Genomic DNA, 13,397 nt, shown 5'->3' with positions numbered 1-13,397 from the left:
CCTCAGCCCTTGCCCAGGAGCAGGCGGGCCTCGCCCACCGTGATGACCGAACCGGTGACCAGCACCCCGCCGCCCGCGAACTCGCCCTCCTCCTCGGCAAGCGTGATCGCGGCCTCCAGAGCCTCGGGCAACCGCGGCTCGACCTGGACCCGGTCCTCGCCGAACACCTCGACGGCGATCGCGGCCAGCTCGTCCGCGTCCATGGCGCGGTGCGTGGAGTTCTGCGTGACGACGACCTCGGCGAAGATCGGCTCGAAAGCCTCCAGCAGCCCCCGTACGTTCTTGTCGGCGCTCGCCCCGACCACACCGATCAGCCGGCTGAAGTCGAACGCCTCCCGTACGGCCTCGGCGGTGACCTCGGCGCCCGCCGGGTTGTGCGCCGCGTCCAGCACGATCGTGGGAGAGCGCCGTACGACCTCCAGCCGGCCCGGCGAGGACACGGCCGCGAAGGCCTTGCGCACGGTGTCGATGTCCAGCTGCTCCGCGCGCAGCGCGCCGACCCCGAAGAACGCCTCCACGGCGGCGAGCGCCACGGCCGCGTTGTGCGCCTGGTGGGCGCCGTGCAGGGGCAGGTACACCTCGGGGTACTCGCCGCCCAGACCGCGCAGGGTGACCAGCTGGCCGCCGACCGCGACCTGCCGGGCCACGACGCCGAACTCCAGCCCCTCCCGGGCCACGGTCGCGTCCACCTCGACGGCCTTCTTCAGCAGCACCTGCGCCGCGTCCACCGGCTGCTGCGCCAGGATCACGGTCGCGTCCTGCTTGATGATGCCGCCCTTCTCACCGGCGATCTCGCCCGGCGTCGCGCCGAGCCGGTCGGTGTGATCGAGGGCGATGGGGGTGATCACCGCGACGTCGCCGTCGATCACGTTCGTCGCGTCCCAGCTGCCGCCCATGCCGACCTCGACGACGGCGACGTCGACGGGCGCGTCCGCGAAGGCGGCGTACGCCATGCCGGTGAGGACCTCGAAGAACGAGAGCCGGTACTCCTGTTGGCCGTCGACCATCTCGACATAGGGCTTGATGTCCTGGTACGTCTCGATGAACCGCTCGGCGGAGATCGGGGCGCCGTCCAGGCTGATCCGCTCGGTGACCGACTGCACGTGCGGGCTGGTGTACCGGCCGGTGCGCAGCTCGAAGGCGCCGAGCAGGGCCTCGATCATGCGGGCGGTGGAGGTCTTGCCGTTCGTGCCCGTGATGTGGATCGAGGGGTACGACCGCTGCGGCTCGCCCAGCACGTCCATCAGCGCGGCGATGCGGCTGACGGAGGGCTCCAGCTTGGTCTCGCCCCAGCGGCCTGCCAGCTCCGCCTCGACCTCGCGCAGGGCCCTGTCGACCTCCGGGTCCTCCGGCCGCGCGGGTACGTCGGCCTGCGGCGGGCCGCCCTGGGTGCGCAGGGTGCGGCTGCCGGCCTCGATCACCGCGAGGTCCGGGTCGCGGTCGGTCTCTTCGGCGACGAGTTCTTCGAAGGCGTCGAGGGGGTCGGGCTGGTCGTTTTCGTGTGGGAGGTCGCTCACAGGGCCAGTCTACGGAGCCGCGCCGACAAAGGATGCGGTGGCTCTTTTGGCCGGTTCGGGGTGGCTCGGCTTGCCGTTCGGGTGCGGGTGCGTCGTGGCTTGTCGCGCCCACGCGGCGGAGCCGCAAATCGATACAACCCCGCGCCCGTGGGGATTTGCGGCGCCGTCCGCTGCATGGGCGCCGTAGCCACGCAGCCGCAGCCGGCCGCGGGCCCGTCCGTCGCCCTCACGTAGCTGCGGGCATTCGTGCCGCTGGGGCGATGGGGGTCCCCCTGCTCGAGCGAAGCCGAGAGCTTGGGGGAGGGTGGGCGCAGCGGCACCCTGCCAGCGCGGGCAAGGGTCCCCACCCCCGGGTACGCGAAGGCCCCGGAACCTCGCAGTTCCGGGGCCTTCGCCACCGTACGAGCAGCTACGCCTGCGGCAGCTTCTCCAGCTGGGACTGGATGCGGGTGATGTCCTCCTCGGCCTTGGCCAGGCGCCCGCGGATCTTGTCGACCACGTGGTCCGGGGCCTTCGCCAGGAACGCCTCGTTGCCGAGCTTGGCGTTGGCCTGGGCCTTCTCCTTCTCCGCGGCGGCCAGGTCCTTCGCGAGCCGCTTGCGCTCGGCGGCCACGTCGATCGTGCCGGAAAGGTCGAGCGCGACCTCGGCACCCGCGACCGGCAGGGTGGCCGTGGCCGTGAAGGACTCGCCCTCCGGCTGGAGGCGCAGGAGCTGGCGGATGGCGGCCTCGTGGGGCGCCAGCGCCGTGCCGTCCAGCGTCAGGCGGGCCGGAACCCGCTGGCCCGGCTGCAGACCCTGGTCGGCGCGGAAGCGGCGGACCTCGGTGATGACCGACTGGAGCGACTCGATCTCGCGCTCGGCGGCCGCGTCACGGAAGCCGCTGTCCGTCGGCCAGTCCGCGATGACGACCGACTCGCCACCGGTGAGGGTGGTCCAGAGGGTCTCCGTCACGAACGGGACGATCGGGTGCAGCAGCTTGAGGGTGACGTCGAGGACCTCGCCGAGGACCCGCTTGGAGACCTCGGCCGCCTCACCGCCCGCCTGGAACGTCGTCTTGGACAGCTCGACGTACCAGTCGAAGACCTCGTCCCACGCGAAGTGGAAGAGGGCGTCGGACAGCTTGGCGAACTGGAAGTCGTCGTAGAACGCGTCGACTTCGGCGATGACGGAGTTGAGGCGGGAGAGGATCCAGCGGTCCGTCGCCGACATGGCGGAGGCGTCCGGCAGCGGCCCGTCCACCGTCGCGCCGTTCATCAGCGCGAAGCGCGTCGCGTTCCAGATCTTGTTGGCGAAGTTGCGGGAGCCCTGGACCCAGTCCTCGCCGATCGGGACGTCGACGCCGGGGTTGGCGCCGCGCGCGAGGGTGAAACGGAGTGCGTCGGAACCGTACTTGTCCATCCAGTCCAGCGGGTTGACCGCGTTGCCGAAGGACTTCGACATCTTCTTGCCGAACTGGTCGCGGACCATGCCGTGCAGGGCGATGGTGTGGAACGGCGGGGTGCCGTCCATCGCGTACAGGCCGAACATCATCATCCGGGCGACCCAGAAGAAGAGGATGTCGTAACCGGTGACCAGGACGGAGTTCGGGTAGAACTTCGCGAGCGACTCGGTCTGCTCGGGCCAGCCCAGCGTGGAGAAGGGCCACAGGCCGGAGGAGAACCAGGTGTCGAGGACGTCGGTGTCCTGGTGCCAGCCCTCGCCGGTCGGGGCCTCGTCGTCGGGACCGACGCAGACGACCTCGCCGTTCGGGCCGTACCAGACGGGGATGCGGTGGCCCCACCACAACTGCCGCGAGATGCACCAGTCGTGGAGGTTGTCGACCCAGTCGAAGTACCGCTTCTCCATCTCCTGCGGATGGATCTTGACCTTGCCCTCGCGGACGGCGTCACCGGCGGCCTTCGCCAGCGGGCCGACCTTGACCCACCACTGCATGGACAGGCGGGGCTCGATGGTGGTCTTGCAGCGCGAGCAGTGGCCGACGCTGTGGACGTACGGCCGCTTCTCGGCGACGATCCGGCCCTCGGCGCGCAGCGCGGCGACGATGGCGGAGCGGGCCTCGAGGCGGTCCAGGCCTTGGAAGGGACCGTGGGCGGTGATGACGGCGTGCTCGTCCATGATCGTGATGGACGGCAGGTCGTGCCGCTGGCCGATCTCGAAGTCGTTCGGGTCGTGGGCCGGGGTGACCTTGACGGCGCCCGTGCCGAACTCGGGGTCGACGTGCGTGTCGGCGACGACCGGGATGAAGCGGTCGGTGAGCGGCAGCCGGATCTGCTTGCCGACCAGGTGCTTGTACCGCTCGTCGTCGGGGTGAACGGCGACGGCGGTGTCACCGAGCATGGTCTCGGCACGGGTCGTGGCGACGACGATGGCGTCGTCCCCCTCGCCGTACTTCATGGAGACCAGCTCGCCGTCGTCGTCCTGGTACTCGACCTCGATGTCGGAGATCGCCGTCAGACAGCGGGGGCACCAGTTGATGATGCGCTCGGCGCGGTAGATCAGCTCGTCGTCGTAGAGCCGCTTGAAGATGGTCTGGACGGCCTGGGAGAGGCCCTCGTCCATCGTGAAGCGCTCGCGCGACCAGGCGACACCGTCACCGAGGCGACGCATCTGCCCGGAGATCTGCCCGCCGGACTCGCCCTTCCACTGCCAGACGCGCTCGACGAAGGCCTCGCGGCCGAGGTCGTGCCGGGACTTGCCCTCCTTGCCGAGCTCGCGCTCGACGACGTTCTGGGTGGCGATGCCGGCGTGGTCCATGCCGGGCTGCCACAGCGTCTCGTAGCCCTGCATGCGCTTACGGCGGGTCAGGGCGTCGATGAGGGTGTGCTCGAAGGCGTGGCCCAGGTGGAGGCTGCCGGTGACGTTCGGCGGCGGGATGACGATCGTGTACGGCGGCTTGTCGCTCTTCGCGTCCGCCTCGAAGTAACCCCGCTCTACCCAGCGCTCGTACAGCGGCCCCTCTACATCGGCCGGCGCGTACTGGGTCGGCAGTTCGGTGTCGGGCGCGGGTGGCTGCTGCTGAGCGTTCTCGGTCACGGGGGTCAGTTTAGAGGTGTCACGGGGTGGTCCCGAAACGCGTTTGTTCTGTAACGGTGCGGCCCCCGGTGCCGTGTGCTTCCTGTGCCTGGTCCAGGATGTCAGGAACACATAAGCATCTGGAGGGGAACCCAGAAATGAGCAACAACCAGCCGGGCCCGTACGGCCAGCAGCCGCCCTACGGTCAGCCGGGGCAGCCTGGTCCCTACGGCCAGCCGGGTCCCTACGGCCAGCAGCCGCAGGCACCCCAGCCCGGCTACGGCTACCCCCAGCAGGCTCCTCCGGCCCCGCCGCAGCCCGGCTACGGCTACCCGCAGCAGGGCGTGCCGCAGCAGCCGAACCCGTACGGCCAGCAGCCCGGCCCCTACGGCCAGCAGCCCTACGGCGTCCCGCAGCCGCCGGCTCCGGGCGGCGGCAAGAAGAAGACGGGCCTGATCATCGGGGCGGTGGCGGTCGTCGCGGCGGTCGCGGTGGGCGCGGCCTTCCTGCTCAACAAGAGCGGCAGCAGCGACGTCGCGGACGACGGCCCGCACAAGCTGATCACGCCGGACAGGGTGATCAGCCAGACCTACTCGAAGTCCGCCGACTCGGGGTCCTCGAACGACATGAGCGACTCGGACGCGTCCGACTTCGAGAAGTGGGGGGTGAAGAACCCCAAGCAGGTGAGCGCCAAGTACGAGAACGGCAAGGGCCTGACCATGAAGGGTCTCACCTTCAGCGGTGTGTACGGGACCGTCGACGACCCTGGCGCGGTCATCGACGCCATGTTCGCCAAGGTCAAGTCGGAGTCCGAGAAGGACCAGAGCGACTCCGACGTCAAGGGCAAGCTGATCGGCAGCCCCGAAACCGTCCACCCGGCAGGCTTCTCCAACGGCATCATGAAGTGCCAGGTGGCTCAGCTCGACAGCGGCAGCTCGTCCTCGGAGGCCGGGGTGCCGAAGACGATGAAGATGCCGGTGTGCATCTGGGGCGACCACAGCACCGTCGCCATTGTCTCGGCGTACAGCGTCGCCTCCCTCGCCTCGGGCGAAGGCGGCTCGATCGACGACACGGCGCAGGTCGCTGCCAAGCTGCGCGACGACGTGCGCGTCAAGGCCTGACACCGTCAGTCGTTCCAGGAACGGGCCCCGGTCGAGCGACCGGGGCCCTTCGCGCGCCACGGGCAGGCAGCCGTAGGCGCCACCAGGAAGCAGCACGAGGGCGTACACATCGCACGAAGGCCTCGCACCGGCAAGGAAAACCAGCCATATCGGCACATCCGCAGCAAGCGCTCGCCCTACGCTCCGCCGGACGGCCCACCACAGCACCCTGGGCAGCAGGTGCCGGATCGCTGTCCCTCAACCCCTCTGTCTCCGCCGATGAACACGCCCCGCACAACAGAACATTTCAGCCAAGAGCCGCACAATCCCATCCGCACACGCGACCGATTCATGTTTGTCTTGTCCGCGTCAGGAGGGACTCTACGGAATAGGGATTTGCGATGAGATCACTGCGGGTTGGCCAAGCGCTGGCAGCAGCGGGCATCACTGCGGCCGCCGTCCTCGTACCGGTCGCAACGGCCACGCCGGCGGCAGCGGCCACGCCGACGGCAGCGGCCAGTTACTACTCTGGCTGCACCAATTATGTAGCGGCGCACGGCTACGTCGTGGGCCCCAAGGTGAAGGCCGCCTGTTCGAACAAGGCGCTTCATCTGGTGGGCTGGTCCCCGAACCCCTTTTGCTGGAAGGGGCTCGTCGAGATCGGGGTCGAGAACGGAATCGCTCAGGTGGCCTGCATCCGCGCCCACTGAGCTACCTGCCGCCGAACGGACCTGCGCGGACCGGGAGCGACACGGAAAGACCGCCACTTCGCAAGAGGTGGCGGTCTTTCCGTATCAGGGGGCAATGCCCCAGGTTCTCACGCCGTCTTCTGCTCCCCCGAGCCCCGCCCGCGGGCGTCCCGCGGGATCAGGGTCGGGTTCACGTTCGAGTGGACGACATCCGCCGTGATGACGACCCGCGCCACGTCCTTGCGGGACGGGACCTCGTACATCACCGACATGAGGACCTCCTCCATGATGGCGCGCAGGCCGCGGGCGCCGGTCTGGCGGAGGATGGCCTGGTCGGCGATGGCCTCCAGGGCCTCGCGCTCGAAGTCCAGCTCCACGCCGTCGAGTTCGAAGAGGCGCTGGTACTGCTTGACGAGCGCGTTGCGGGGCTCGACCAGGATCTGGAGCAGGGCCTCGCGGTCCAGGTTGTGGACGCTCGTGATGACGGGCAGGCGGCCGATGAACTCCGGGATCATGCCGAACTTGACCAGGTCCTCGGGCATGACGTCCTCGAACTGGTCCTTGGCCTCCAGCTCGCGCTTGGAGCGGATCGTCGCGCCGAAGCCGATGCCCTTAGCGCCGGCCCGGGACTCGATGATCTTCTCCAGGCCCGCGAAGGCACCGCCCACGATGAACAGGACGTTCGTCGTGTCGATCTGGATGAACTCCTGGTGGGGGTGCTTACGGCCGCCCTGGGGCGGGACGGAGGCCGTGGTGCCCTCGAGGATCTTGAGCAGGGCCTGCTGGACACCCTCGCCCGAGACGTCGCGGGTGATGGAAGGGTTTTCGCTCTTCCTCGCGACCTTGTCGATCTCGTCGATGTAGATGATCCCCGTCTCGGCCTTCTTGACGTCGTAGTCCGCCGCCTGGATCAGCTTCAACAGGATGTTCTCGACGTCCTCGCCCACATAGCCCGCCTCCGTCAGCGCCGTCGCGTCGGCGATGGCGAACGGGACGTTCAGCATGCGGGCCAGGGTCTGCGCGAGGAGGGTCTTGCCGGAGCCCGTGGGGCCGAGCAGAAGGATGTTGGACTTCGCCAACTCGATGGCGTCGTCGCGGCCTTGGGCGCCGCCGTTCTCGCCTGCCTGGACCCGCTTGTAGTGGTTGTACACCGCGACGGAGAGGGCCTTCTTCGCCGCTTCCTGGCCGACTACGTAGCCTTCCAGGAACTCGTAGATCTCGCGGGGCTTCGGGAGTTCCTCCCAGCGCACCTCGCTCGTCTCGGCGAGCTCCTCCTCGATGATCTCGTTGCAGAGATCGATGCACTCGTCGCAGATGTACACACCGGGCCCTGCGATGAGCTTCTTGACCTGCTTCTGGCTCTTGCCGCAGAACGAGCACTTGAGCAGATCGCCGCCGTCACCGATGCGTGCCACGGTGTGCTTCCCCTTCGCCTGGGAGACGCCTGGACGCTTTCGAATCCAGCGGCTCCTGGTGCTGCCTTATGTCCGACGGTACCTTGCCGGGCCCTGTGTTCGGGCCCCCCTTGGCAGGGTTCACTTTGACGTGCACCGTGCCAAGAGGGGCAGAGAATACGTCGACGAAGACGCCGACCCGCGTCAGCGGACCGAGGCGTTGTTCATCTTCCGGGTGGAGATGATCTGGTCGATGATGCCGTACTCGAGCGCCTCCTCGGCCGTGAGGATCTTGTCGCGCTCGATGTCCTCGCGGATCTTCTCGATCGGCTGGTTGGAGTGCTTGGCCAGCATGTTCTCCAGCTGCTCACGCATCCGGGTGAACTCGTTGGCGATGATCTCCAGGTCGGAGAGCTGACCGCGGCCGGTGGAGCCTGCCGGCTGGTGGATCAGCACGCGCGAGTTCGGCAGCGCCATGCGCTTGCCCGGCGTACCGGCGGCGAGCAGGATGGCCGCGGCGGAGGCCGCCTGGCCCATGCACACCGTCTGGATGTCGGGCTTCACGAACTGCATCGTGTCGTAGATCGCCGTGAGGGCGGTCATGTCGCCGCCGGGGCTGTTGATGTAGATCGAGATGTCCCGGTCCGGGTCCATCGACTCCAGGCACAGCAGCTGCGCCATGACGTCGTTGGCGGAGGCGTCGTCGATCTGGACGCCCAGGAAGATCACGCGCTCCTCGAAGAGCTTCGCGTACGGGTCGTACTCGCGGATGCCCTGGGATGTGCGCTCGACGAAACGCGGGATGACGTAGCGGCTGTCGGGCCGGGGCCCTTCGTACATGCCGCTGGCGGCGCCGGGGAAGTTGCTCATGGGGTTCACCGTCCTGGTGGCGTTCGGGGGGCTGGGGTCTCGGCGGTGCGTGGCGTGGCCAGGCCGGTCAGGCACCGGTGCCGCCGCCTCCCGGAACACCCGAGGCGTGCGTGATGATCTCGTCAATGAGACCGTACTCCTTGGCCTCTTCCGGGGTGAACCAGCGGTCGCGGTCGCCGTCGCGGATGATCGTCTCGACGGTCTGGCCGGAGTGCAGCGCGGTCAGCTCGGACATGGTCTTCTTGGTGCGCAGCAGGTACTGGGCCTGGATCTTGATGTCCGAGACCGTACCGCCCAGGCCCGCGGAGCCCTGGTGCATCATGATGTCCGTGTGCGGCAGGGCGAAGCGCTTGCCGGCGGTGCCGCCGGTGAGCAGGAACTGGCCCATCGAGGCCGCCATGCCCATGCCGATCGTGACCACGTCGTTCGGGATGTACTGCATGGTGTCGTAGATCGCCATGCCGGCCGTCACCGAACCGCCGGGGCTGTTGATGTAGAGGTAGATGTCCTTGTCGGGGTCGGCCGCAAGGAGCAGCAGCTGAGCGGTGATCTTGTTGGCGATGTCGTCGTCAACCTGCTGGCCGAGGAAGATGATCCGCTCGCCGAGCAGCCGGTTGTAGACCTGGTCGCCGAGGCCACCACCGATGGAAGGCTCGCCGGCGGCGGAGGGCATCAGATTCGTCACGTATCCACCTGCTCGTCTTGCGACGGCGCCGGGCCGTCTCACGTAGTCCTGCCGGGGCTTAGCGGGAACTCCAGCTTGCCCTCGTATTCATGGACCCTAACGCTCAGGCCGCTTCGGTGAATCCCGGAGAAGCGGGTGTTCGCCGGGGGCGTAGCGGAGGGCTCCGCCGGTTTGGCCGGTGCGGTTTGCGGGGGGTGGTGGGGAGATCGTCGGGCCGCGGGTGCGTAGGGGCTGGTCGCGCCCCCGGCGGAGCCGCATGTCGATACAGCCCCGCGCCTCGGTACAGCCCCGCGCCCCTTTGGGGCGGCAGCCGCCAGGTACGACAGACGGGCCCCCGGGAGAAACTCCCCCAGGGGCCCGTCGTACGCCTGTCAGAGACGCCGTGGGGCTCAGCCCTCGGTCTTCTCCTCGGCGGCGTCCTCGGTGCCCTCGGCGGCCTCGACCGTCTCGATGGCGGACTCGGTCTCGTCCTCGTCGTCCAGGTCGACGACCTCGCCGTTGGTGTCCTTCACCGTGGCGGCCTCGACCACGACGGCCAGAGCCTTGCCGCGGGCGACCTCGCCGACCAGGAGCGGCACCTGGCCACCCTCGACGACGGCCTGGGCGAACTGGTCGGGGGACATGCCGGAGGAGGCCGCACGCCGCATGAGGTGCTCGGTGAGCTCCTCCTGGTTGACGTTGAGGTTCTCCTTCTTGACCAGCTCGTCGAGGACGAACTGGGTCTTGATGCCCTTGACCGCGGCCTCGCGGGTCTCGGTCTCGAACTCCTCGACGGTCTTGCCCTGGATCTCCAGGTACTTCTCGAGGGTGAGGCCCATCTGGCCGAGCTGGTGGTGCTCCAGGTTGTGCTTGCGGGTGTTGATCTCGTCCTCGAGCAGCTTCTCGGGGACCGGGACCTCGACCAGCTCGAGGAGCTTCTCCAGGACGCGCTCCTGGGCCTGGGTGGCCTGGTCGAACTGCTTCATGTTGGCCAGGCGCTTGCGGCTGTCGGCCTTCAGCTCGTCCAGGGTGTCGAACTCGGAGGCGAGCTGCGCGAACTCGTCGTCCAGCTCGGGCAGTTCGCGGGCGGCGACCTGGGTGACCTTGACGGTGACCTCGGCCTCCTTGCCCGCGGCGGAGCCGCCCTTGAGCTCGGAGGTGAAGGTGGACTCGCCACCGGCCTCCAGGCCCTTCACGGCGTCGTCGATGCCGTCCAGCAGCTCGCCGGAGCCGATGGTGTAGGAGACACCGTTGGCGATGCCGTCCTCGAGGACCTCGCCGTCGACCTTGGCCTCCAGGTCGATGGTGACGACGTCGCCGTCCTCGGCGGCGCGCTCGACCGGGGAGGTGGAGGCGAAGCGCTCGCGGAGCTGCTCGACCGACTTCTCGATGTCCTCGTCGGTGACCTCGACGGCGTCGACCTCGACCTCGATGCCGGAGTAGTCCGGGATCTCGAGGGCCGGGCGGACGTCGACCTCGGCGGTGAAGTTCAGCGTCTCGCCGTCCTTCAGCTCGGTGATGTCGACCTCGGGCTGGCCCAGCGGGCTCAGTTCGGCCTCGTTGACCGCCTCGGTGTAGAACTTCGGGAGCGCGTCGTTGACGGCCTCCTCCAGCACCGCACCGCGGCCGAACCGCTGGTCGATGACGCGGGCCGGGATCTTGCCCTTGCGGAAGCCCTTCACCGTGACCTGCTGGTTGATCTTCTTGTACGCCGCGTCGAGGCTGTCCTTGAGCTCCTCGAAGGGCACCTCGACAGTGAGCCGAACCCGGGTCGGGTTCAGGGTCTCCACGGCGCTCTTCACGGTTCGGTCTCCTTGTGGCTGACTTCTTGGTTTCTGCCGGAGCCAGACTGGTCCGGCGGATTTCGCCGCCCGGAGGAGTTCGTAGGCCGAGTGGGCCGGGACACACGGGCGCGCAGCTTGCATAGTAACCGCAGCCGCTCAGCGCCCCAAAAGGCGATCACACGGTGACGTGAGCCGGTGGTCGGGGTGGCGGGATTTGAACCCACGGCCTTCCGCTCCCAAAGCGGACGCGCTACCAAGCTGCGCCACACCCCGTCTGGTGCGACACGTAGGGTACATGCCCGGGCCGGATCCGTCGGCCCCTTTGCCGGCTACGGCTCGCGTGGCATCGCCGCAGTCCAAACACGTTGGCCTCCGTGGCGGGCGACCCGCTACGATGCTCAGCAGTGCCGCGGTCGCCGACCTGCGGCGCGCTGTTGCGGGCGTAGCTCAATGGTAGAGCCCTAGTCTTCCAAACTAGCTACGCGGGTTCGATTCCCGTCGCCCGCTCCGAAGGCTGAAGGCCCAGGTGAGAGGTGGTTTTCCTCTGCCGGGGCCTTCAGTCGTCCCCGGGGCCTCTCAACCCTGCGTGTCCGCCGCGTGCCCCTTCGGCCGGCGGCGCCACTGCACAGCGTCCACGATCACGGCGTCCACGCCGTCGGCGATCTCCCGATCACGGCTCTCCGAGGTGTGCTGATAGATCGGCGCCGCCCGGGTCGAGCTATGACCGAGCCGGGTCATCAGCTCGCGCGTGCCGGCGTTGGTCTGGGACGCCAGGGTGTTGCCCGTGTGCCGGAGGTCATGGAATCGGAGCCCCTCGATCCCCGCCTCCTTGCACACCCTGTGCCACAACCCGTTGAAGTGGTTCCGGCGAGGCGTGGCGCCTTTCGCGCCGACGAAGACCCGGCCGTCCGCGCCAGGCTCGACGAACTGCTCCACATGGGTGACAACGACCGGCAGGATCGAACGCGGGATGGCCACGGACCGCTTGCCCGCCTCACTCTTCGGCGCCTTGTAGATGTGCTTCCCGCTGTCAGGACCAGGGCACGGTAGCGAGGCTGCGAGGCATCCGCGATGGCGAAGACGTCCGAGACCGTGGCCGTGGGCCGCTCCGGGATGTTCACCGTGCCGCCGTTCTTGATCTGGCACGGGTTGCGGCGGATCAGGCCGTCCTCTACGGCCGTGCCCATGATCGTGCGGAGCAGGGAGTAGGCCTTGGCGACCGTGGTCGGTCCGGTGCCCGCGTCCAGGCGTGCACGGCGCCAGGTACGGACCGCGGCCGGGGTGATGCCGGCGATGGCCAGACGCCCGAAGGCGGGCGCCAGGTGCACCCGCACGAGGATCGCGTACAGCTCGGCCGTGCTGACTGCCAGCGGACGCTCATTCACCCAGGCCCACCGCGTACTTCCCGAACGGCACGTTGGCCGCGTCCGGGTCCCGCCAGTCGCCCTGCCGCAGCTCTGTCTGCATGTCGGCGAGCCAGTCATCCGCCTCGCGCTTCGTTCGGACCCACCCCGCCCCCGGCAGCGCTGTCACCCGAATGGCGCAACATGACGTGCCACCCACATGGGTGAAGATCAAGCTGACTAGTGCCCCAACCGAGGCAATCCGTGAAAGGGAAATCGAATGCACATTCGACGAATCCTCGCCGCCGTCATCGCCACGGCAGCCCTCGCTGGACTCGGCCTCACAGGCGCCGCCACCGCCACCGCCGCCACCGCACAGGGTGCCCCATCCTACGTCACCCCTTCTCAGTGCAAGCAGGGCGGCGGAACGGCCGATCTGACGGACAACACCTGCAAGGGCGGTATGTACGACGGGGAGAAGATCGACTAAACCCCACAAGGCGCCCCGCAGCCACGCGCCGCGGGGCGCTCCCATGCGAGCGTAGTCAGGAGAGTCGCAGGGACTGCGCCGATCCGTCGGGCACCCTAAGGTCTGCCGAGTCTCAGTTGATGGAGTCGCCGGATGCCACAAGCGGCCAGCTGGTGGATATCGATCTGCACCCGCAACGCGTAGGGCGCTGCTATCTCACGGCATGGGACAGCTTCGGCCTGGTGGGCGAGATGCCCATCGTCGCTCTGTCGATGGCTGCGCTCCTGCGGTGGTTGCTGCGCCTCGGCGGAGGCAACCCGATGGACCACCTGCCGGACCTGGGCGACGCATACGACAGCCTCTGGAGACACCGGACTGATCACGGCTATCCCGACCAGCCGAGGCAAGCGGTGTCAAGCATCAGGTGAAGCCACAACGTCAAGCATCAACCGAGACAAGACATGTGGATAGGGCCGGTGGCCGAGTCGATCACCGCAGAGAGTGGCCCCGGTCGGAGCGATGCCTCCGGCGGGGGATCGGCCGGCACCGGGATG

At 68.4% G+C, this 13,397-nt stretch carries 11 protein-coding genes and 2 tRNA genes; 5 read left to right on the top strand and 8 right to left on the bottom strand.

Features of this window, described 5'->3' with window-relative positions; genetic code table 11:
* Window positions 1-2: 2 nt before the first annotated feature.
* A complete protein-coding gene (gene folC, locus ACWC5O_RS17050) occupies window positions 3-1,517 on the bottom strand; it encodes a bifunctional tetrahydrofolate synthase/dihydrofolate synthase (RefSeq protein WP_450580686.1) in 1,515 nt (504 codons plus the stop codon).
* Between the two features lie 409 nt (window positions 1,518-1,926).
* Window positions 1,927-4,551: a valine--tRNA ligase gene (locus ACWC5O_RS17045; RefSeq protein ID WP_450580685.1), complete on the bottom strand. Its 2,625-nt coding sequence runs from the start codon at window positions 4,549-4,551 to the stop codon at window positions 1,927-1,929.
* Window positions 4,552-4,688: 137 nt separating this feature from the next.
* Here ACWC5O_RS17045 and ACWC5O_RS17040 point away from each other — a divergent pair, with 137 nt between their 5' ends.
* Together ACWC5O_RS17040 and ACWC5O_RS17035 are read left to right on the top strand one after the other, a co-directional pair.
* Entirely contained in the window at window positions 4,689-5,651 is a 963-nt protein-coding gene (locus tag ACWC5O_RS17040; RefSeq protein ID WP_450580684.1) for a hypothetical protein, read from the top strand.
* A 380-nt stretch (window positions 5,652-6,031) separates the two neighbouring features.
* Window positions 6,032-6,340 (top strand): hypothetical protein, encoded by a 309-nt coding sequence (locus ACWC5O_RS17035; RefSeq protein WP_450580683.1) that lies wholly within the window; start codon window positions 6,032-6,034, stop codon window positions 6,338-6,340.
* 107 nt (window positions 6,341-6,447) lie between these two features.
* Here ACWC5O_RS17035 and clpX read toward each other — a convergent pair whose 3' ends face one another.
* The 5 genes from clpX to ACWC5O_RS17010 form a co-directional block, all read right to left on the bottom strand.
* Window positions 6,448-7,734, bottom strand: a complete 1,287-nt coding sequence (gene clpX, locus ACWC5O_RS17030) for an ATP-dependent Clp protease ATP-binding subunit ClpX (protein WP_067003552.1) — start codon at window positions 7,732-7,734, stop codon at window positions 6,448-6,450.
* A 183-nt stretch (window positions 7,735-7,917) separates the two neighbouring features.
* On the bottom strand, window positions 7,918-8,583 hold the full coding sequence (locus tag ACWC5O_RS17025; protein ID WP_450580682.1) for an ATP-dependent Clp protease proteolytic subunit: 666 nt from the start codon (window positions 8,581-8,583) through the stop codon (window positions 7,918-7,920).
* Between the two features lie 67 nt (window positions 8,584-8,650).
* Entirely contained in the window at window positions 8,651-9,256 is a 606-nt protein-coding gene (locus ACWC5O_RS17020; protein WP_450580754.1) for an ATP-dependent Clp protease proteolytic subunit, read from the bottom strand.
* A gap of 401 nt (window positions 9,257-9,657) precedes the next feature.
* Complete coding sequence (gene tig / locus ACWC5O_RS17015) at window positions 9,658-11,049, bottom strand: trigger factor (RefSeq protein WP_450580681.1); 1,392 nt, start codon at window positions 11,047-11,049, stop codon at window positions 9,658-9,660.
* Window positions 11,050-11,227: 178 nt separating this feature from the next.
* A tRNA-Pro gene (locus tag ACWC5O_RS17010) sits at window positions 11,228-11,304 on the bottom strand.
* A 163-nt stretch (window positions 11,305-11,467) separates the two neighbouring features.
* Between ACWC5O_RS17010 and ACWC5O_RS17005 the strand changes: the two genes are divergently transcribed.
* A tRNA-Gly gene (locus ACWC5O_RS17005) sits at window positions 11,468-11,538 on the top strand.
* 69 nt (window positions 11,539-11,607) lie between these two features.
* Here ACWC5O_RS17005 and ACWC5O_RS17000 read toward each other — a convergent pair.
* The gene (locus ACWC5O_RS17000) at window positions 11,608-12,009 is read right to left on the bottom strand and encodes a tyrosine-type recombinase/integrase (protein WP_450580680.1); all 402 of its coding nucleotides are present in this window, start codon (window positions 12,007-12,009) and stop codon (window positions 11,608-11,610) included.
* A gap of 645 nt (window positions 12,010-12,654) precedes the next feature.
* On the opposite strand from ACWC5O_RS17000, the gene ACWC5O_RS16995 reads away from it, so the two are divergent.
* The gene (locus ACWC5O_RS16995; protein WP_450580679.1) at window positions 12,655-12,864 is read left to right on the top strand and encodes a hypothetical protein; all 210 of its coding nucleotides are present in this window, start codon (window positions 12,655-12,657) and stop codon (window positions 12,862-12,864) included.
* 119 nt (window positions 12,865-12,983) lie between these two features.
* Window positions 12,984-13,271, top strand: a complete 288-nt coding sequence (locus ACWC5O_RS16990) for a hypothetical protein (protein WP_450580678.1) — start codon at window positions 12,984-12,986, stop codon at window positions 13,269-13,271.
* The last annotated feature ends 126 nt before the right edge of the window (window positions 13,272-13,397 follow it).

This window comes from Streptomyces sp. NPDC001450 (assembly GCF_053597295.1).
Note: the sequence above shows the minus strand (reverse complement) of the source record. Positions and strands in the feature narration are given on the sequence as shown.

What these genes read in the sequence shown, in the direction of transcription:
- ACWC5O_RS17035 (WP_450580683.1), top strand. Translation starts at nt 6,032, where the DNA reads ATGAGATCACTGCGGGTTGGCCAAGCGCTGGCAGCAGCGGGCATCACT.
- ACWC5O_RS17025 (WP_450580682.1), bottom strand. Translation starts at nt 8,583, where the DNA reads ATGAGCAACTTCCCCGGCGCCGCCAGCGGCATGTACGAAGGGCCCCGG.
- ACWC5O_RS16990 (WP_450580678.1), top strand. Translation starts at nt 12,984, where the DNA reads ATGGAGTCGCCGGATGCCACAAGCGGCCAGCTGGTGGATATCGATCTG.
- ACWC5O_RS17040 (WP_450580684.1), top strand. Translation starts at nt 4,689, where the DNA reads ATGAGCAACAACCAGCCGGGCCCGTACGGCCAGCAGCCGCCCTACGGT.
- ACWC5O_RS17020 (WP_450580754.1), bottom strand. Translation starts at nt 9,256, where the DNA reads ATGCCCTCCGCCGCCGGCGAGCCTTCCATCGGTGGTGGCCTCGGCGAC.
- ACWC5O_RS16995 (WP_450580679.1), top strand. Translation starts at nt 12,655, where the DNA reads ATGCACATTCGACGAATCCTCGCCGCCGTCATCGCCACGGCAGCCCTC.